The 17,930-nt window shown below is 58.7% G+C and carries 14 protein-coding genes; 12 read left to right on the top strand and 2 right to left on the bottom strand.

All coding sequences use genetic code 11. From position 1 onward, the window contains the following. Positions 1-13 precede the first annotated feature (13 nt). The 7 genes from KI231_RS13855 (at position 14) to KI231_RS13825 (ending at position 12,158) form a co-directional block, all read left to right on the top strand. Complete coding sequence (locus KI231_RS13855; RefSeq protein ID WP_213028605.1) at positions 14-2,836, top strand: ATP-binding protein; 2,823 nt, start codon at positions 14-16, stop codon at positions 2,834-2,836. After that, positions 2,823-4,010: a response regulator cyclic di-GMP phosphodiesterase PvrR gene (gene pvrR / locus KI231_RS13850; RefSeq protein ID WP_213028604.1), complete on the top strand. Its 1,188-nt coding sequence runs from the start codon at positions 2,823-2,825 to the stop codon at positions 4,008-4,010. The genes KI231_RS13855 and pvrR overlap by 14 nt, the downstream gene beginning before the upstream one ends. Before the next feature lie 66 nt (positions 4,011-4,076). Beyond that, positions 4,077-7,295, top strand: a complete 3,219-nt coding sequence (locus KI231_RS13845; RefSeq protein ID WP_213028603.1) for a hybrid sensor histidine kinase/response regulator — start codon at positions 4,077-4,079, stop codon at positions 7,293-7,295. Positions 7,296-7,333: 38 nt separating this feature from the next. Next, entirely contained in the window at positions 7,334-7,981 is a 648-nt protein-coding gene (locus KI231_RS13840) for a response regulator (RefSeq protein WP_103301918.1), read from the top strand. 135 nt (positions 7,982-8,116) lie between these two features. Beyond that, positions 8,117-8,710, top strand: a complete 594-nt coding sequence (locus KI231_RS13835; protein ID WP_103301917.1) for a fimbrial protein — start codon at positions 8,117-8,119, stop codon at positions 8,708-8,710. Between the two features lie 69 nt (positions 8,711-8,779). After that, positions 8,780-9,520 (top strand): fimbrial biogenesis chaperone, encoded by a 741-nt coding sequence (locus KI231_RS13830; protein WP_213028602.1) that lies wholly within the window; start codon positions 8,780-8,782, stop codon positions 9,518-9,520. A 169-nt stretch (positions 9,521-9,689) separates the two neighbouring features. Beyond that, the gene (locus KI231_RS13825; RefSeq protein WP_249412155.1) at positions 9,690-12,158 is read left to right on the top strand and encodes a fimbria/pilus outer membrane usher protein; all 2,469 of its coding nucleotides are present in this window, start codon (positions 9,690-9,692) and stop codon (positions 12,156-12,158) included. 8 nt (positions 12,159-12,166) lie between these two features. On the opposite strand, the gene KI231_RS13820 is transcribed toward KI231_RS13825, so the two are convergent. Next, complete coding sequence (locus KI231_RS13820) at positions 12,167-13,498, bottom strand: ATP-binding protein (RefSeq protein WP_213028600.1); 1,332 nt, start codon at positions 13,496-13,498, stop codon at positions 12,167-12,169. Then, positions 13,495-14,202 carry a response regulator gene (locus KI231_RS13815; RefSeq protein WP_502937314.1) on the bottom strand — a complete coding sequence of 236 codons (708 nt, stop codon included), beginning with the start codon at positions 14,200-14,202 and terminating at the stop codon, positions 13,495-13,497. Before KI231_RS13815 ends, KI231_RS13820 begins: the two co-directional genes overlap by 4 nt. Positions 14,203-14,366: 164 nt before the next feature. Here KI231_RS13815 and KI231_RS13810 point away from each other — a divergent pair, with 164 nt between their 5' ends. From KI231_RS13810 to KI231_RS13790, 5 genes are all read left to right on the top strand, one after another. Then, entirely contained in the window at positions 14,367-14,684 is a 318-nt protein-coding gene (locus KI231_RS13810) for a hypothetical protein (RefSeq protein ID WP_213028786.1), read from the top strand. Further along, on the top strand, positions 14,684-15,343 hold the full coding sequence (locus KI231_RS13805) for a DUF3313 domain-containing protein (protein WP_177431337.1): 660 nt from the start codon (positions 14,684-14,686) through the stop codon (positions 15,341-15,343). Before KI231_RS13810 ends, KI231_RS13805 begins: the two co-directional genes overlap by 1 nt. A 63-nt stretch (positions 15,344-15,406) precedes the next feature. Then, a complete protein-coding gene (locus KI231_RS13800) occupies positions 15,407-15,967 on the top strand; it encodes a hypothetical protein (RefSeq protein ID WP_103301913.1) in 561 nt (186 codons plus the stop codon). 540 nt (positions 15,968-16,507) lie between these two features. Continuing rightward, on the top strand, positions 16,508-16,864 hold the full coding sequence (locus tag KI231_RS13795) for a DUF6124 family protein (RefSeq protein WP_213028598.1): 357 nt from the start codon (positions 16,508-16,510) through the stop codon (positions 16,862-16,864). A 576-nt stretch (positions 16,865-17,440) separates the two neighbouring features. Then, positions 17,441-17,797 (top strand): DUF6124 family protein, encoded by a 357-nt coding sequence (locus KI231_RS13790; RefSeq protein WP_213028597.1) that lies wholly within the window; start codon positions 17,441-17,443, stop codon positions 17,795-17,797. The last annotated feature ends 133 nt before the right edge of the window (positions 17,798-17,930 follow it).

Genomic DNA, 17,930 nt, shown 5'->3' with positions numbered 1-17,930 from the left:
CTAGGGTGGCCGGATGAAACTGAAGAACTACCTTCACCAGATCAATCCCCTGCTCTCTACGCCCAACGCCGCCCGGCGGTTGCTGCGGATTTTTGGCCTGGTTTTGCTGATTGGCATCCTCAGCGGCGTGTACAGCTTTCTCTTGCTGACCTTCAATACCGAAGTGTCGCGCCGACGCAGCCACATGAGCAGCGCCATTGCCGAGGCGCACACCTTTTTCACCACCCGCGAGGCCTTGCTGGAAAGCCTCAGTCTTTCGGCCATCCGCAAGCCTCAAGGGGTCAAACCGCAGGTCTCACCCGAGGAAGTTCACCTGCTGCTGGGCAACACGCGAGGCAAACAGTGGAGCATCTGGCTGACGGAGCGCATCAAGCAGTATCTGGTGAGCAAACAGGTCAATCTGCTCTACGTCAGCAGTGGCAACGACGTGCGCGTCAAAAGGCTTTACACGGCGACGCCGATAGTCGCCGACTTCCCCCCGGCGATGCTTGATCGGTTGCAGGCGCTCAAACGCGACAACACAGCTGCGCTGGAAGAACTCTGGTTGACCAATCAGTCGGCCAGTCATTCCCGGCTGTATATGTTCATTCGCCTGGATGAGCGCGACGTCGACTCCGGTTGGCTCGGCCTGGAAATGGACGGCCGCGAAGTCTCCCATGTACTGGATGATCAAAGTGCCGGGCAGTTCATGATGTTCAACTCCGACGGCATGCTGGTGTTCAGCAACAGCCAGCCTGCACAACTCAGCCAGAACCTGCTGCAGATCCAGCGGCAGAACTTCTTCGGTTTCGTTGGCGAAGGCTGGTTGCCGGATCATCTGGTGATGCGCAAACAACTGAAGTCCTCGGACTGGCAACTGGTTTATTCGATCAACCTGCGGGATGTCGTCGTCGCCCTGTGGCCGCGCCTCGCCGGCGCGCTGCTGTTCTGCCTGTTCAGTATCAGCCTCGTGTGGATCCTGATCCGCCGCCTCGAATACCGCTTTATCGCGCCGACCATCAGCCGTATTCAGGCGCTGGTGGAGAGTGAACTGTTCAGCAGTGACGTGATTCAAACCGCACCCGTGGCCCTGTGCGTGTTGCGCCGCACCAATGGTCAGGTGGTACTGGAAAATACCCTGTCACAACAATGGCTGGGCCAGAGCGGCGAAAGGGAAAGGCTCAGCCATCGCTGGATCTATCAGGCGTTCGATGCGCTGGACCCGCAAGTCACTGACTACTTCGAAACCGCCGACGGCCGCCATCTCTATCTCAGCTGCGCACCGACTCGCTACAAGGGCGAGGACGTGTTGCTCTGTGCCTTCAGCGATATCAGCACGCGCACGCAAATTGAAGAGGCGCTGGAACAGGCGCGGCAATTGGCCGATGCCGCCAATGAAGCGAAAACCCTGTTTCTGGCAACCATGAGCCACGAGATCCGCACGCCGTTGTATGGCGTATTGGGCACCCTGGAGTTGTTGGCGCGAACAGAACTGGACGCGCAGCAAACCGACTATCTGCACACCATCGAAGGCTCGTCGGCGACGCTGCTGCAGTTGATCTGCGATGTACTCGACGTGTCCAAGATCGAAGCCGGGCAACTGGCACTTGAACTCAGCGAATTCTGCGTCCACGAGCTGATCCACGAAGTGATTCAAGGCTACGCGGCGGCGGCGCATGGCAAGGGCCTTGATCTGTACGCAGTGATTGATCCGAAGCTGCCGGAACGGGTGATTGGCGATGTGTCGAGAATTCGTCAGATCCTCTACAACCTGCTGAACAATGCCGTCAAATTCACCGATACCGGGCGCATCGTGCTGCGGGTGAAGCTGCTTGGGCGTGACGCTGAGCGGGTGAACCTGTTCTGGCAAGTGTCGGACACGGGCAAAGGCATCACCCAGGAAGATCAGGCGCGGATTTTCGAACCGTTCTATCAGTCCCGGGGCCACACCAACGTGATCGCCGGCACCGGGTTGGGGTTGCCGATCTGTCAACGCCTGACCCACTTGATGAACGGCCATATTCGCGTGGTCAGCGAGCCGGGCCTGGGCAGCAGCTTTTCTCTGACCCTGTCGCTCGAGCAGCCCTCAACGCCGAGGTTGCCGAGCAGCTTTACGCCGCTGTTGCCGGCGACGGTCTACGTGGTGTCGCCCATCCGCGAACTGGCCGAAGCGATGAATGGCTGGTTGCGCCGCTGGGGCGCACGGCCACAACTCGATCGGCCTTCGCGGGGCGCCTGCAACGCTGACCATGTGCTGCTGGAGCTGCATCCCGGCTCATTCGAACAGCGTCTGGACGCCGAGTGGACCGGCTCGCGAGTGATCGCCACGGGCGATGGCTACAACGAACCGCAATGGAGCGACGACGGCTGGGTGGTGAACATCAATCACCTGCACGCCATTCATCAAGCGGTCAGCCACGCTCAAGGATTGTCGGCGAGAAAACCCACAATCGATGCGCCACAGCGGCAACTGAAAACCCTGCATCTGCATGTACTGGTCGCCGAAGACAACGTCATCAACCAGTTGATCCTGCATGACCAGTTGCAGGAGCTGGGTTGTACCGCCGAGCTGGCGAGCAACGGTGAGGAAGCCCTGGCGCTGTGGCGCAAGGGGCATTTCGACGTGATCCTGAGCGACGTCAACATGCCGCAGAAGAACGGCTATGAACTGGCCCGCGAGCTGCGCCGCCTCGGTTGCACGGTACCGATTATCGGCGCGACCGCCAATGCCATGCGCGGCGAAGAAGCGCTGTGTCTGGCGGCCGGGATGAACGACTGCCTGATCAAACCTTTCACGCTACAGGCCCTGCATAACCAGTTGGCGTCCTACGAAAGAACATTCCATGAAACCGATTAGTATCCTGGTCGTTGAAGACCATCCGTTCCAGCAACTGTACCTGCAAAACCTGTTCAGCGAGATCGGCCAGTTTCATCTGCAATTTGCCGAAGAAGGCAGCGCCGCGCTGGACTGCCTGAAACGCCACGACTTCGATCTGGTGTTGACCGATTTGTTGATGCCCGGCATGGACGGCGTGCAGTTCATCCAGGGGCTTGCCGCCTCGGGTTCGCGCCCCGCGCTGGCGATCATGAGCGCCGCCTCGCGCCGCATGCTGACCAGTGCCAGCCTCGCCGCGCGCAATCTGGGCGTGAAAGTCATCGGCCTGATTTCCAAACCGGTCAAGACCGCAGCCCTGCGCAATCTCACCGACCAATTGGGCAACTTGCGTCAGGCCACCCTGCCCCTGCCCGGCCCGCAGATTGATCATCTGGCCATTCTCGATGCGCTGGATAACGGTGAATTGCAGGCCTGGTTCCAACCAAAGAAATCACTGGCCAACGGCCGCATCGTCGCCGCCGAAGCACTGGTGCGCTGGCTTCACCCTGAGCAAGGGCTTTTGCTGCCGGGGGTATTTCTACCGGCCTTCAAAGCCTTCAATCTGGAAGAGCGTTTGCTGTGGCTGATTCTGGGACAAGCAATCAAGGCGCAGGAACAATGGCAGGTGCAAGGTTACGCGATCCCGGTGTCGATCAACCTGCCGACGCATCTGCTCAACAGCCCCGATCTGGCTGACCGGATTCTTGCCTTTGTGCTTCAGCGCCAGGGGGTTCCAGCGATGATCTGTTTCGAATTGATGGAATGCTCGATGCCCGAGGACATCAGTAACTTCTACGCCGGTGCATGCCGATTGCGCATGAAGGGCTTTGGCCTGTCGCAGGATGATTTCGGTCAGGGTTACAGTTCTTATATGAACCTGGTCTCGACGCCGTTTACCGAGTTGAAAATCGACCGGGCCCTGGTCCAGGGCTGCAATGACAATGAAGAGTTGGCGCAGGCCCTGACAAGTATTGTCGCCCTCGGCCGACAACTGGGTTTGACGGTCGTGGCCGAAGGCGTCGAGACGGCGCAAGAACTGGCGGTGTTGCGTAAAATCAACTGCACTCAGGTTCAGGGTTTCATCATTTCCCACGCCGTGTCGTCACAGGATTTTCAGCAACTGCTGACGCAGGACGGTCCCGCGTTGATGGATTGACCCGATGTTTTCTACAGAGGTAGCGGTGACCTACGCTTATCCCGGCATTTTCAACAGGCTTGCGCAATGACCCACCCGACTGTCCATCTGGAAAAACTGACCAATAGCTCATTGCGAATGAACACTGGTCTGGTGGTGCTCTGCGGCCTCGCCTCGCTGTTGGTGGGCCTCAGTGGCTGGGGGCTTTATCGGATGGTCGAGGAACAGCGCGACACGGTGCGGTTTCATTTCGCCCGGCTGATGGAGAACATCGGCGAACAGGAAGTGTTCCTCAGCGCCATTGTTCAGCAAGCCGACAAAGGCCTGCCGTTGAATACACACGTGCAAATCTTCAAGCAGACGCCATTGCCCTATGAGGGAGTCGGGATCTATAAGGCGCAGGAGCTCTCCTCTTCCCTGCCGTACAGCGTGAAAATCAATCCGGCAGCGATTGAAACCAGTGAGCGCGCACGAGTCTTTGCCCTGGGTGCCCATCTGGCCAGTTACTACAGTGCTTTCTGGTCGGCCTCGCACTATCAATCACCGCAGGTATTCCTGTTCAACGTGCCCGATAATTTCGACATCGCCGTCCCCGCTGCCGGGCAGTTGCGCACTGCCGGGCAGCTTCAGGGCGGATCTTTCGTTGACGTCATGAAGCAAGTGGTGCAACAGCTGCATGATGCCAACCCCAAGCCGCTGGACAGTGAAGTTCACTGGGTCCGCTACGACGCCCGATCGGATAGCAAAGGCCCGCCTGCGCTGCTGGCCTACGTCAATGTCAACATGCCCGCCGCGCAACTGAATATCGAGGGCGCCAGTTCATGGGTGGTTGTGGCGTCGTTGTTGAATCTGGCGCAGATCAACAACATCGAACGAATCATGAAGTGGTCGATCTACGACAGCTTCAACCTCACCGCTCCCAACGGCACTTTGGTGATCGGTGCAGAGCATGCCAGTCAGGATTTAAAGGACGGGCTGAATGTTCGTCTGGACGGTCTGGTGTTCAAGATTTCCAGTGCCGGGCCACAACCGTGGACGGCCGTCTATGTGGTCGGTTTCAAGCGATTCATCGACTATGCCTGGTGGCCGCTGCTTGGCTTGTTGACGTTGATGCTGACCAGTATCGGCGGTGGCTGGGCGTTCAATCGCTGGTACAAAATCCGCGTGGTGATTCCTGCACATCAGGCCCATGAAAGCATCGCTGAAAGCGAAGCCTTCAGCCGCGCGATCATCGACACCGCCCCAACAGGCCTGTGTGTCGTACGCCGCAGTGACCACCGGATTCTCTTGGAAAACCGCTGCATTCAGGAATGGCAACAAAGTGATCAACTGATCGCGGCGCTAATCCGCGAACACGCGCTGAACGCTGCGGGCCAGACCGATCTGGAAGTGGCAGGACGGCATTATCACGTCGGGTTCGTGCCTGCGCGCTACCACGGAGAACATGTGTGGATCTGCGCATTTCACGACGTGACCCGGCACATCGATGACGCCGCCGCACTGGAAAATGCCCTGCGTGAAGCCGATTCGGCCAATGAAGCGAAAACCCGTTTTCTCGCGACCATGAGCCACGAAATCCGCACACCACTGTATGGCGTTCTCGGCACTCTGGAGTTGCTGGGGCTGACCGAACTTGGCCCTCGGCAGCAAGAATATCTGCGGACGATCCAGCGCTCATCCACGACGTTGTTCCAATTGATCAGCGACGTACTGGATGTGTCGAAAATCGAGTCCGGGCAAATGACCATCGAAGCGCAGGACTTCTGCCCGCTCGAACTGACCGAGGATTCGCTGCGGGCCTACAGTGCATTTGCTCAGGCCAAAGGTTTGCAGCTTTACGCCTGCATCGACCCGGCGATCCCCGACCGGGTGCGCGGCGATCCCCTGCGCATCCGGCAGATCCTCAATAACCTGCTGAGCAATGCGATCAAGTTCACTGATAACGGCCGGGTGGTATTGCGCGCCAGAGTTGTGCAGGAATCCGCCGAAAATGTCAGCCTGCTGTGGCAGGTCAGCGACTCGGGGATCGGCATTTCCCAGGCCCAGCAAGTTCAGCTGTTCGACCCGTTTTATCAGGTACGTGATGCGTCCAGCGAAGCCGGTGCAGGTTTGGGGCTGGCGATTTGCTGGTGGTTGTGTGAGTTGATGGAGGGGCAACTGAAAGTGGTCAGCGAGCCCGGTCTGGGCAGCAGCTTTTCGTTGCAACTGGAACTCGCTCGTGTGGAGGGTTCGCTGAATGACTGCCCGGTATTCACCGCGCATATGCCAACCTTGTTCGTTCAGGCTTACGCGCCGGAGTTGGCGCAACATTTCTGCGGCTGGCTTGAGCGACTGGGGCTGGACACTCAGATCATCGGCCCCGAGACCAAACACCTGGCCGCCTCATCATCACTGTTGCTCGACGTACTGCCGTGCGCCGAGCCATCCGGCTGGCCAGGTCTGCGCGTCATCGCCACGGCCGCCGGCGCCAATCCGCCGCAATACACGGGCGAAGGCTGGACGGTCGATGCCCACGATATTCGCGCGGTGGCCTGGGCTGTCCACTTCGCGCAACAAGGCGCCGACCCGCAAGCTCGCCCGGCGATCAAAGCGCCGGCGCGACGCCTTGATCTGAACATCCTGATTGCCGAAGACAACCCGATCAATCGAGCGATTATCAAAGAACAGCTGGAAGCCCTGGGCTGCTCGGTGGTCGCCGCCGCCGATGGTGAACAGGCGCTGCATCAATGGCTGCCGGGGGTGTTTGATCTGGTGCTGACCGACGTCAACATGCCGGTCATGAATGGCTATGAACTGGCCAAGGCGTTGCGCAGCAACGATGCGGATCTGCCGATCATTGGCGTGACGGCCAATGCCCTGCGCGATGAAGGTGAGCGCTGCGCCGCGGTGGGCATGAATGCCTGGCTGGTGAAACCGCTCAACCTGCACACGTTGCGAACGCAGTTGCTCAAGCATTGCCAACTCGTTGAGCCGGCGCTGGCCGATGACGCGGTTGTCACACAAGACACCCCACCACCGCTGGATCAGCCACAGCTTTCACCGAAAATGCGCGTGCTGTTTTTCAGTACCCTGCAACAAGACATCGAGAAAGTCAGCGCCCTGCTCCAGAGCAATGACGCCCCCGCGCTGGCCCAACACCTGCACAGCATGGCCGGGGCCCTTGGCGCGGTGCAGGCCACTGGTCTGGCGGAAGCGTGCGTGCGTCTGGAAAGCCAGCTGCAAGGTCGCGTCATCACGCCCGCTCTGGTCCGCGAGATCAGCGCTATGCTTGAGCGATTGACCGCGATGCTCGATGCTCTGGCGTAACCCGATTGAATTCAACAACACACTAGGGATAGCCGAACATGGCAATACTCAACGTCGTGATCGCCGATGATCACCCCATCGTTTTATTGGGCGTACGTGAGCTGATAGAGCGTGATGAGCGCTTTCGTGTGGTGGGCGAAGCGGTCTGTTCGAACGAGCTGATCGAGTTGCTGCACACCCAGTCGGTTGATCTGGTGATCACCGACTTCAACATGCCGGCGGATTCGCCCTACGGTGACGGCCTGAAACTGGTGGAGTACCTGGGCCGACATTTTGCCCAGGTGAAAGTGCTGGTGCTGACCATGATCTCCAGCCCGTTGATTCTGACCCGTCTGCATGAACTGGGGGTGGTGGGGGTGATTCAGAAAAACCAGTTGCACGACGATATTCAACTGGCACTCTCGTCAATCGCCAAAGGCCGCACCTTCAAAAGTGCCAAACCCGAGCCTGTCAGCGTCCTGGAGCCTAACGTGGCGCTGGACGAAAGACTGTCGCGGCTGTCGCCCAAGGAATTTGAAATTCTGCGCATGTTTGTCTCCGGGCAAAGCGTCACCACGATTGCACGCAGCCAGTCCAGAAGTGCGAAAACCATCAGCACGCAAAAGATTTCGGCGATGCGCAAACTTGAAGTGTCCAGCGATCAGGATCTGTTGACATATTGCCTGGAGAATAACGTCTTTCAATGAATGCACTTATCAGACGAAGTGCAAATAACATCCCCACCTTATAGGAATCGTCTGATGGTCTGAGCACTGCACTCAGACCTATATTCTGGATCGTGTTTTCCAACACAACTTAATCACGATCTAATGGATATCGACATGAAAAAGCTTTCGCTGACACTGCTGACACTTTCCATGCTTTCGGTGGCGGGCCAATCGTTTGCAGCAGACGAACCGGTAACACCCACTAAAGCGGGCAGCGGCACCATTAACTTCACCGGCATCATCAACAACGATGCTTGCTCTATCGAAGATGCAGGTCTGAATAAAACCATTTCCGTACCGATGGGCGAAGTGTCAATCAAAGACATGGGTACCGCTGCAGCGCCTAAGGGCAATGGCAAACTGAGTGCCGAGAACTTCGACATGAAGATCAACTGCAACGCCGGTACCAAAGTTTCGATGATCTTCGAACCGACCAAAGGCGCTGGTTCGGGTATCGTCACTGGCACCAAGGTCCTGAAGTTGACCGACGGTGTGGGCGCCGCGAAAAACATCGGTATCGCCCTGCTCGACGCCAATGGCGATCAGATCGACCTGAGTTCGCCTGCCGCCGCCAAAATTCAAAATACCCTGCAAGACGGCAGCACCACCCTGAAATTCTCCGCCGCCTATGTGACCACTGCCGACCCGAAAACTGCGGTCGCCGGTCGTGGTGACGCGACTCTGCCGTTCACTCTGCAATACGAGTAAACCGCACTCGGGGCTGACACTGTGCGGGACGCAATCGTCCCGCCTTTTTTCAATTTCAGGCAGTTTTCCATGTTTAATCGACACATTCTTTCCCTGTGCTTGGGTTTGCACTGCGCGCTGCTGGCGACGCAGGCACACGCGGGTATCTCGCTGAGCGCGACCCGTCTGGTGTTTGATGGCGAGCACAAAGAAGTCAGCATCAAGGTCCGCAACAATGGCGATGACCTGTTGATCCAGTCATGGATCGACAGCGATGAGCCCGGCATTGCTTCGGTGCCTTTCGCCGTCACGCCGCCGCTGGCGAGGATTCTCGGCAAGGAACAGCAATTGCTGCGGGTGATTTACGAAGGCACTGGCATGCCGTCTGACAAGGAATCCGTGGTCTGGCTGAACGTTCAGGAAATCCCCCAGACCGCCAAAACGGAAAACACCCTGCAACTGGCCGTGCGCCAGCGCATCAAGGTGTTTTTCCGCCCTGCCGGACTGGCCAGCCAGGCTTACCTCGCACCGACTCAGCTGTTATGGCAGATCGACCAGCAAGGTGGGCATGCCGCATTGAAAATCACCAATCCAAGTCTCTTTCATGTTTCGTTGTCAGAAGTCTCCGTGCAATCGGGTGCCACAACGGAAAAACCAGTCGATTCGATGATGATTGCTCCGGGCCAGAGCAAGACCATCGCACTAAAAGGAACAAACAACTCGACTTATTCCAACCTCAACTTTTCAAGCATTAACGATTACGGCGCACAGGATCGTTACAGCGCAACTTTCTCGGGTAATGCCGCCGTGAATGCAAAAGCAGTGCAATAGCACCTGCACCGAAAGTTCGGCCCCTCTCTTGATTCTAATAATGAATTAACTCTTCGTTCTCTGTAGCAATATAGGGCTGGGTATGTCTTTACTCCCGCGCAGCAACTTCAATTCGCCGACTGAACAATCCTGCCCGAAACTCTCGGGATTCAATGCGCTGTATCTGGCCATGTTAGTGAGTCTTCCTTACTTGGCGAATGCCAGTGATGCCGTCGCTGCACCGGAGCAAGAGCAACTCGCCCAGTTCAACACTTCGTTTCTGCAGGGAGTCGGGTCGTCGGTGGATTTGAATCTGTTGCTCTCGGCCAACAGCGTTTTGCCGGGCAATTACCGAGTCGACGTTTACAGCAACGAAGTGTTGGTCGGGCGGCGCGATATCGATTTTCGTCGCGCCGAGAAAACCGGCAAGGTCGAGGCGTGCCTGACCCTGGACATGCTGCAGCAGTTGGGCATCAACATGAGTACGCTGGAAGCGGCAGGCCTGCTCAAGCCTGAGGCGCCCGACACGTGCTACGACTTGCCAACCCTGATTGACCAGGCCACCGTCAGCTACGACGCTACCCGCCTGCGACTGTTGATCAGCGTGCCGCAAATCGCCATGCAGCGCGGCATGCGTGGCTATGTCGATCCTGCGCTGTGGGATGCCGGCGTCCCGGCGGCGTTCATTAATTACCAGTTGAGCAGCAACCGCAACAGCACCGACTCCGCCACGACGATCTCCAACAACCTCGGTTTGCGTAACGGCATCAACCTCGGCGCCTGGCGGCTGCGTAACGAATCGAACTTCAGCAGCCGTACCGGCGAGCGCAACACGTTCACCAGCAACCGCAGCTATGTGCAGCACGATGTCACAGCGCTGAAGGGACAATTCAGCGCCGGCGATATTTTCTCCGACTCGCAGCTCTTCGACAGCGTGCGTTACCGTGGGCTCAAGTTGAGTTCCGACGAAGGCATGCGCGCCGACAGCGAACGCGGCTACGCGCCGGTCATCCGCGGCGTGGCGCAAAGCAACGCCACCGTGGAAATCCGCCAGAACGACTACGTCCTCTACAGCACCAACGTGCCACCCGGCCCGTTCGAGATCAGCGACATTTATCCGAGTGGCTCGAACGGCGACTTGCGGGTGATCGTCATCGAGGCCGACGGCACGCGGCATGAAACCCAGCAGGCGTTTTCCAGCCTGCCGATCATGGTGCGCAAGGGCCAGGTCAACTACAGCCTCTCGGCGGGGCAATACAAAAGCAACACCGAGGGTCTGGCCGAGCCGAAGTTTGTCAGCGGCACGCTGGCTTATGGCATGACCAGCAACATGACCGGGATTCTTGGTGTGCAGGCGACAGACAGCTTCAAGGCGATGTCTCTGGGCATGGGCCGCAACACGGCGTTTGGCGCGGTGTCGTTCGACCTGACGCACTCGTCCAGTCAGGCGCACGGGCAGACCACCGAAGGGAATAGCCTGCGGATGCTCTATGCCAAAACCTTCACCGGCACCGACACCAATTTCACCCTCGCCGCCTATCGTTACTCCACCGAGGGCTATCGCACCCTGACCGATCACATCGAGGATCAAAGCACCGGGGAGCAGCGCCGTGGCAACTCCAAGACCCGCACCGACCTGACCGTCAGCCAGAGTCTGGGGCGCAACCAGCAATTCGGCAGCCTGTACCTCAACGCAACCGATCAGCGGTACTGGGGACGTGGCGGCTCGCAAAGCCTGTCTGCCGGCTACAGCAACAACTGGGGCGACGTCACTTACAACCTTGGCGTAACGCATACCCAGGACGTGGGCAATGCCGGCCCGGCGAACAACGACACGCAGATGAACCTTTCGCTGTCATTTCCGCTGGGTTCCAAACCGCGCGCGCCAAGGGCGTTTGTCTCGACCAATCGACAGAAATCCAGCGACAGCACGCAGTTGGGCGTGAACGGCTATCTGTCGGAAAACAGCGACACCTATTATTCGGTACAGGCCGGCAACAGCAGCACCGGCGGCAATTCAGGCTCGGCGAGCATCAGTTCGCGCACCTCGTTCGTCGACGTCAACGCCGGTTACAGCCAGGGGCGCGGCTACACGTCGCAGAACTTGAGCCTTGCCGGTTCGGTGGTAGCGCACGCGGGCGGTATCAATCTGGGGCAAACCTTGGGTGAAACCTTTGCCTTGGCCGAAGTGCCGGGGGTACCGGGCGGGGTCAAGATCAGCAGCTTCAGCGGCACTGAAACCGGTCGCAATGGCTTCGCCGTGATTCCCAACACCCAGCCCTATCGGGTGAACTGGATCAGTCTCGACACTCGAGATCTGGGTGCCGATGTAGAAATTGAAAACGCCACCCAGCAAGTCGTGCCACGACGCGGTGCCGCCGTATTGGTGCGCTACCCGTCGCAGACCGGTCGCCGAGTGCAGTTCGAGTTGTTTGATTCGCAGCACAACCGCTTGCCGTTTGGCGCGGTGCTCGAAGATGCGGCCGGCAAGCAGATTGCGATCGCCGATCCTTCCGGCAAGGCGTTGGCACTGGTTCAGGAACAGCGTGCCACGCTGACGATCAAGTGGGCGGGCAAGCAATGTCAGGCCAGCTATTCACTGCCTGAGCGCGACAAGGCCCTCAACTATGAGCGGGTGTCGCTGACTTGCGCGCCTTGAGCACGTGGTCAATGGACCGGCAACTCGACCCGCGCCAACAGCCCGCCGCCGCTGCGATTGCTCAAGGTCAGTTCGCCGCCCTGCTCGCGCACGATGGCCCGCGCTGCCGAGAGCCCGAGGCCAACGCCGCCGGTGTGGCGGTTGCGTGAGGCTTCGAGGCGAAAGAACGGATCGAATACACGCTGCAGCGACTCCTCAGGAATGCCCGGCCCCTCGTCGCTGACGTCGATACGGATCAAGCGCTCATTACCGCTCAATTCGATACGCGGGCGCTGCGCATACTTCGACGCGTTTTCCAGCAGGTTGACGATCACCCGTTTGAGCGCCAGCGGCCGGCCTTCATACACCCGATGCGCCGGGCCGTTGTAGTCGACGGCAATGTTCTGATCGCGATAGTCATCGACGATGGTATGCAACAGTTCCGAGAGGTCGAACGCCGTAGTTTGTTCGGGCTGAGTGTCTTCACGAAAGAACGCCAATGCGGCGTTGATCATCGATTGCATCTCTTCGATATCGCGAATCTGTTTGCTTTGGTATTCAAGATCCTCGATGAACTCGCTGCGCAGGCGCATGCGGGTCAGCGGTGCGCGCAAGTCGTGGGAAATCGACGCGAGCATGTGCGTGCGCTCGTCAATGAAATGCTGAATCTGTGCCTGCATGGTGTTGAAAGCCACAATCACCTGACGTATCTCGTCGGGGCCTTCCAGTTTGATCGGCGGTGCACGCAAGTCGGTGCCGAAACGCCGCGCTGCGCGGGCAAAACGCTGCAAGGGATTGGCCAGTTGGCGCGTGGCGATCCAGGCCACCAGCAACGTGGCAATCAACCCCAACGTGATGATGATCGCGATCCGCGTGCCCAGCTCCAAACCCCAGCTGCGTTCAGGCGGGATAAATGACAACCAGCTGCCATCGACCAATTGCACGAGTGCAGCGTAATGCGCCTGGGGATTGTCGTTCGGCCAGTCGCCGGGGTTGAACGCTTCGATTTTTCGATCAGCACCCAGCAACTGTTGCAGCACCGGCACCCTGCTCGCTTCAATGCGCAGGCCGTCATTGGGCAGATCGAATTCAGCGCGTTGCGCTTTCCACGACACTTGCAGCATGGCGCTGCTCGCTGCGGCAGCCAGTTGCGGGCGCAGGTTGGCCGGTGCAGCCTCGATCACGCGCGATGTCGCGGCAATCTGCTCCAGCAGGCCGGTGCGTTCGATCGGTGGCCTCGCCCAGATCCCCGCCGCCTGAAAAAACAGTGCATTGAGCGCCAGCGAGGCAAACATCGCCGCAATGATGGTCAGGGCGATGCGCCGGCTCAGTGTGTCGCCACGCAGCAATCGGCGCATCACGAGCGATTGACCTTGGCAGTGAACATATAACCGCCATTTCGCACGGTGCGGATCAGATCCGGGCGTTTGCAGTCCGGCTCGATCTTGCGCCGCAGGCGGCTGACCTGCACGTCGATGCTGCGGTCGAAAGCGTCGTGGCCCTGGCCGTGGGTCAGGTCGATCAACTGTTCACGGGTAAGGATGCGTTGCGGGTGATCAAGGAACACCACGAGCAAATCGAACTCGCCTCCGGACAGCGGAATCATCACGTTGTCCGGTGAGCGCAACTCGCGGCAAGTGATATCCAGATGCCAACCGGCGAAGCCGATCACCGGCCGCGACGGTTCAACCGGGCTCCGTTGTTCACCGGCGCGACGCTGCAAGGCGCGCACCCGTGCGAGCAACTCCTGTGGGGCGAACGGCTTGGTCAGGTAGTCATCCGCACCGAGTTCCAGCCCGACAATCCGGTCACTCAGCTCGGCCATGGCCGTGAGCATGATGATCGGAATGCCCAGCTGCGCGCGCACCTTCTGGCACAGACTCAAGCCGCTTTCGCCGGGCATCATCAGGTCAAGAATGATCGTGTCCGGGCGCTGCCGCGCGATCGCCGCCCACATCGCCTCGCCATCCACGGCGACGTCGACGTCATAGGCGTGCTGGACGAAGAACTTTTTCAGCAAGGAGAGGATTTCCACGTCGTCGTCGACGAACAGCAGTCTGCTCACGGTTACAGGATCCATGGACCAAAAGAGGCTATCTAAAGCCATTTCGCCGCCCGGGTCATTTATTTCAATCGAGTAACATTCCTGCATGACAGACATCAACCGGACATCGTCCGGCAAAACCCCTCGGGCACTCTGTTGCCATTCCAATCCAGGGGGTTCGCATGATGAAGGTATTGAACAACAGCCATTGCACCGAGGGACATCACAGCAATCGTCCCTTGATCCTCAGCCAGCGGACCGCCGCACTTGGCCCCGACACGCCGGTTGTGTTCCAGGAATCCTGCCTGGGCGTGTCCGGCGATCAGAGCCGGATCTTCCTGCGTCGTTACTTCGAGCAATTCAGCCCGACCAGTGCGCACTGGGTCGAGTACGTCCACAGCATCGCCGCCGCCGACCTCATCGAATGGATCATGCGCCACGGCCAGTTGCACATCGAGTGCGCGGACAGCATCACGACGCAACCTCACAAGGGAACCCGTTGATGAGAAGCCATTGCCTGATGACGCTGCTCTGTACGGCGTCAATGAGTCTGTCCGGTTGCAGCAGCAATAGCGTCGAAACGACGGGATTTCTGCATGATTACAGCGTTCTGAAAGAGCACAAATCGCCGTCGGGTCACGACGTAATGAGTTGGGTCAGCCCGGCATTGGCCAGGGGCCGCTATACCAAAGCCTATCTGGCGCCGAGCCAGTTTTATCCCGGCGTAGAACCGACCGGGCGTATTCCGTTGAGCACGATTTCCGGCGTCACCGAGTATTACGATGCCGCCCTCCGGCAGGAATTGGGCAAAGTCCTGCAACTGGTGTCCATGCCCGGCCCGGATACGCTGATCGTCAGGCCGGCCATTACCCGGGTCGCCGCGAGCACTCAAGGGTTGCGCTTTTATGAATGGTTGCCGGTCACTTTAGTGGCTGCCGGGGTCAGCACCGCTGCCGGCATCCGCGATCAGGACAGTGAAATCGCCACCGAAGTGTCGTTCGAGGACGGCTCGACCGGCGAAGTGGTTGCCGAGGTCGTGCGCAAGGGCACCGGCGTGGCGCTGGAAAACGACAAACAAGTGCTGACGGCGGATGACGTCAAAGGGGTGCTGGATGGCTGGGCCAGTGATCTGGGGCAATCCTATGTAGCGATTCGTCGGTAGTACGGCCGTTTTCTCGTCTAACGTGAAACGCAGGTATTGGCAGCACACGGGACACGGCCATTGATGAGTAATTTCTCCATCGTTGCGACAGTTCTTTCGATGATTCTGGGGCTGTCGGTCACTCGGCTGCTGCTCGGCGCGTTGACGGTATTCCGCATCCGCCGGGCGGCGGCGCCGGATTGGGTGGCGCTGGTCTGGGCCGTCACGCTGTTCGCCACGCAACTGGATTTCTGGTGGGCGGTCAACTCGCTGCCGCAGATCAAATCGACATTTTCCTTCCCGGAGTTTTTGTTGCTGGTGCTGCTGGCGCTGTCGCTGTTTGTCTCTTCGGCGTTGTTGCTGCCGAGTCGAAGCGAAGATGAACAGAACGGCTTGCGGGTCTATTTCGAACAGGACGGCCGCTACGCCTTGCTGTCGTTGTCGACTTATCTGCTTCTCGGGCTGATCGTCAATGTCTTCCTGTTTCAAGCCTCGCCGATCGCACTGTGGGGTGTGCTGGATGTGTTGATGATCATTCTTCCGCTGTGCGCCTTCGCGGCGAAATCACGCAAGGCTTACACGACTGTCACGCTGATTTACCTGCCGATCAATGCGCTGGATATCGTTGTTTCGCTGACGAATTAGGCGTTGTGTCGGAAAAAAGATCAAAAGATCGCAGCCTTCGGCAGCTCCTGAATGTTCACAAGTCTCCGCCACACCACCGAACCTGTGGGAGCGGGCTTGCCCGCGATGACTGACTCACTGGCAACACATCTCTTCGGGAGAAAAAACCCGCCACTCCCGTTCAATCGGGATGGCGGGTTTTGTCGTTTCGCAAGGCTGCGATCTTTGGCTTTAAACACCCTCCGTTTAAATGACACACCAAGACATGTAATCCGGCTACACGACCTTGCGTAATTGCCTACAGCTACGCCAGAATCCGCCGGCTTGTGCGCCTAGGGGGCGGGTTCTATTGTGGTGCGGTCGCTGAAATTTCAGTGATCGGGTTTAGCAGCTCGGCAATTCTCAAGGCACGCGAGTCCCGCCATTACGTTATGGCGGCTTTGCGTGGGGCACTTCGGTGCGCCGGGATCCTTGAGCCTGGTCTGCTAACCCGCGTACAGCCGCCACCCCTTCGTTTAGCAGCGATGGTTGACGGCTCCGTTTTTCTCAAGGAGTTTCACCATGATCAAACCAACGCCAAACCCGCCCGAAACCGACCCCACCTCTCCCTACGAATCCCTCGAGTCGAAAAAGCTCAACGAAGCCGCCGACCGCACCCTCGATCACTACCTCTGTCCACCCGGGTCCACGCCACCTCCCCGTAGAACCCGCAGAATGTACGCCGTCACCGCCGACTTCAAAAACGAAGAGCTGCTGGTCGATGCCTGCGAAACACTGGCATCGGCAAGAACCATCACCAATGATTTCGCCAACCTCATACCCGCGTCACAGCGCCGAACGCTGCAGGGCATTGCGCAACTGATCATGCTCGGGGAGCTGGCGGTGAATCGGGTGCTGAATAATCTGGAGTTGCCGTAGTCGCAGCCTCTTTGACCAGGCTTGATTGATGTGTCGTAACCACTGACGTCTTCGCGGGCAAGCCCGCTCCCACAGGTTTGGCGGTGTGGCGGAGGTTTTGTGGTCGACACAGATCCCTGTGGGAGCGGGCTTGCCCGCGAAGGCTGACTCACTGGCAACACATCTCTTCGGCAGAAAAAACCCGCCACTCCCGTTCAATCGGGATGGCGGGTTTTGTCGTTTTCGCAAGGCTGCGATCTTTGGCTTTAAACACCCCCCGTTTAAATGACACGCCAAGACATGTAATCCGGCTACACGACCTTGCGTAATTGCCTACAGCTACGCCAGAATTCGCCGGCTTGTGCGCCTAGGGGGCGGGTTCTATTGTGGTGCGGTCGCTGACGAATCAGCGATCGGGTCTCGCAGCCCGCTGATTTCTAGACGCACAACATCCGTCCTCATTTTATGGCGGCTGTACGTGGGAGACCTTCGGGTCTGCCGGTTCTAGAGTCCCGGTCTGCGACCCGCGTATAGCTGCCACCTCCCTTTCGTATCGCAGCGAAATGTGGCGGCTCCAATGACTCTAGGAGCTTCACTATGATCAAACCAACGCCAAACCCGCCCGAAACCGACCCCACCTCTCCCTACGAATCCCTCGAGTCGAAAAAGCTCAACGAAGCCGCCGACCGTGCGCTCGATCACTACCTCTGTCCGCCCGGATCCACGCCACCTCCCCGTAGGACCCGCAGAATGTACGCCGTCACCGCCGACTTCAAAAACGAAGAGCTGCTGGTCGATGCCTGCGAAACACTGGCATCGGCAAGAACCATCACCAATGATTTCGCCAACCTCATACCCGCGTCACAGCGCCGAACGCTGCAGGGGATTGCGCAACTGATCATGCTCGGGGAGCTGGCGGTGAATCGGGTGCTGAATAATCTGGAGTTGCCGTAGTCGCAGCCTCTTTGACCAGGCTTGATTGATGTGTCGTAACCACTGACGTCTTCTCGGGCAAGCCCGCTCCCACAGGTTTGGCGGTGTGGCGCAGGTTTGTGGTGGACACAGATCCCTGTGGGAGCGGGCTTGC

The sequence above is a fragment of the Pseudomonas sp. Seg1 genome, from assembly GCF_018326005.1.
In the GTDB taxonomy this organism is placed as follows: Bacteria; Pseudomonadota; Gammaproteobacteria; order Pseudomonadales; family Pseudomonadaceae; genus Aquipseudomonas.
The sequence above is the reverse complement of the archived record's forward strand: the minus strand, read 5'-3'. Positions and strand labels throughout refer to the sequence as shown.

Bases quoted from the DNA above. Each gene is read 5' to 3' on its own strand.
- KI231_RS13855 (WP_213028605.1), top strand. From the start codon at position 14: ATGAAACTGAAGAACTACCTTCACCAGATCAATCCCCTGCTCTCTACG.
- pvrR (WP_213028604.1), top strand. From the start codon at position 2,823: ATGAAACCGATTAGTATCCTGGTCGTTGAAGACCATCCGTTCCAGCAA.
- KI231_RS13845 (WP_213028603.1), top strand. From the start codon at position 4,077: ATGACCCACCCGACTGTCCATCTGGAAAAACTGACCAATAGCTCATTG.
- KI231_RS13840 (WP_103301918.1), top strand. From the start codon at position 7,334: ATGGCAATACTCAACGTCGTGATCGCCGATGATCACCCCATCGTTTTA.
- KI231_RS13835 (WP_103301917.1), top strand. From the start codon at position 8,117: ATGAAAAAGCTTTCGCTGACACTGCTGACACTTTCCATGCTTTCGGTG.
- KI231_RS13830 (WP_213028602.1), top strand. From the start codon at position 8,780: ATGTTTAATCGACACATTCTTTCCCTGTGCTTGGGTTTGCACTGCGCG.
- KI231_RS13825 (WP_249412155.1), top strand. From the start codon at position 9,690: ATGTTAGTGAGTCTTCCTTACTTGGCGAATGCCAGTGATGCCGTCGCT.
- KI231_RS13810 (WP_213028786.1), top strand. From the start codon at position 14,367: ATGAAGGTATTGAACAACAGCCATTGCACCGAGGGACATCACAGCAAT.
- KI231_RS13805 (WP_177431337.1), top strand. From the start codon at position 14,684: ATGAGAAGCCATTGCCTGATGACGCTGCTCTGTACGGCGTCAATGAGT.
- KI231_RS13800 (WP_103301913.1), top strand. From the start codon at position 15,407: ATGAGTAATTTCTCCATCGTTGCGACAGTTCTTTCGATGATTCTGGGG.
- KI231_RS13795 (WP_213028598.1), top strand. From the start codon at position 16,508: ATGATCAAACCAACGCCAAACCCGCCCGAAACCGACCCCACCTCTCCC.
- KI231_RS13790 (WP_213028597.1), top strand. From the start codon at position 17,441: ATGATCAAACCAACGCCAAACCCGCCCGAAACCGACCCCACCTCTCCC.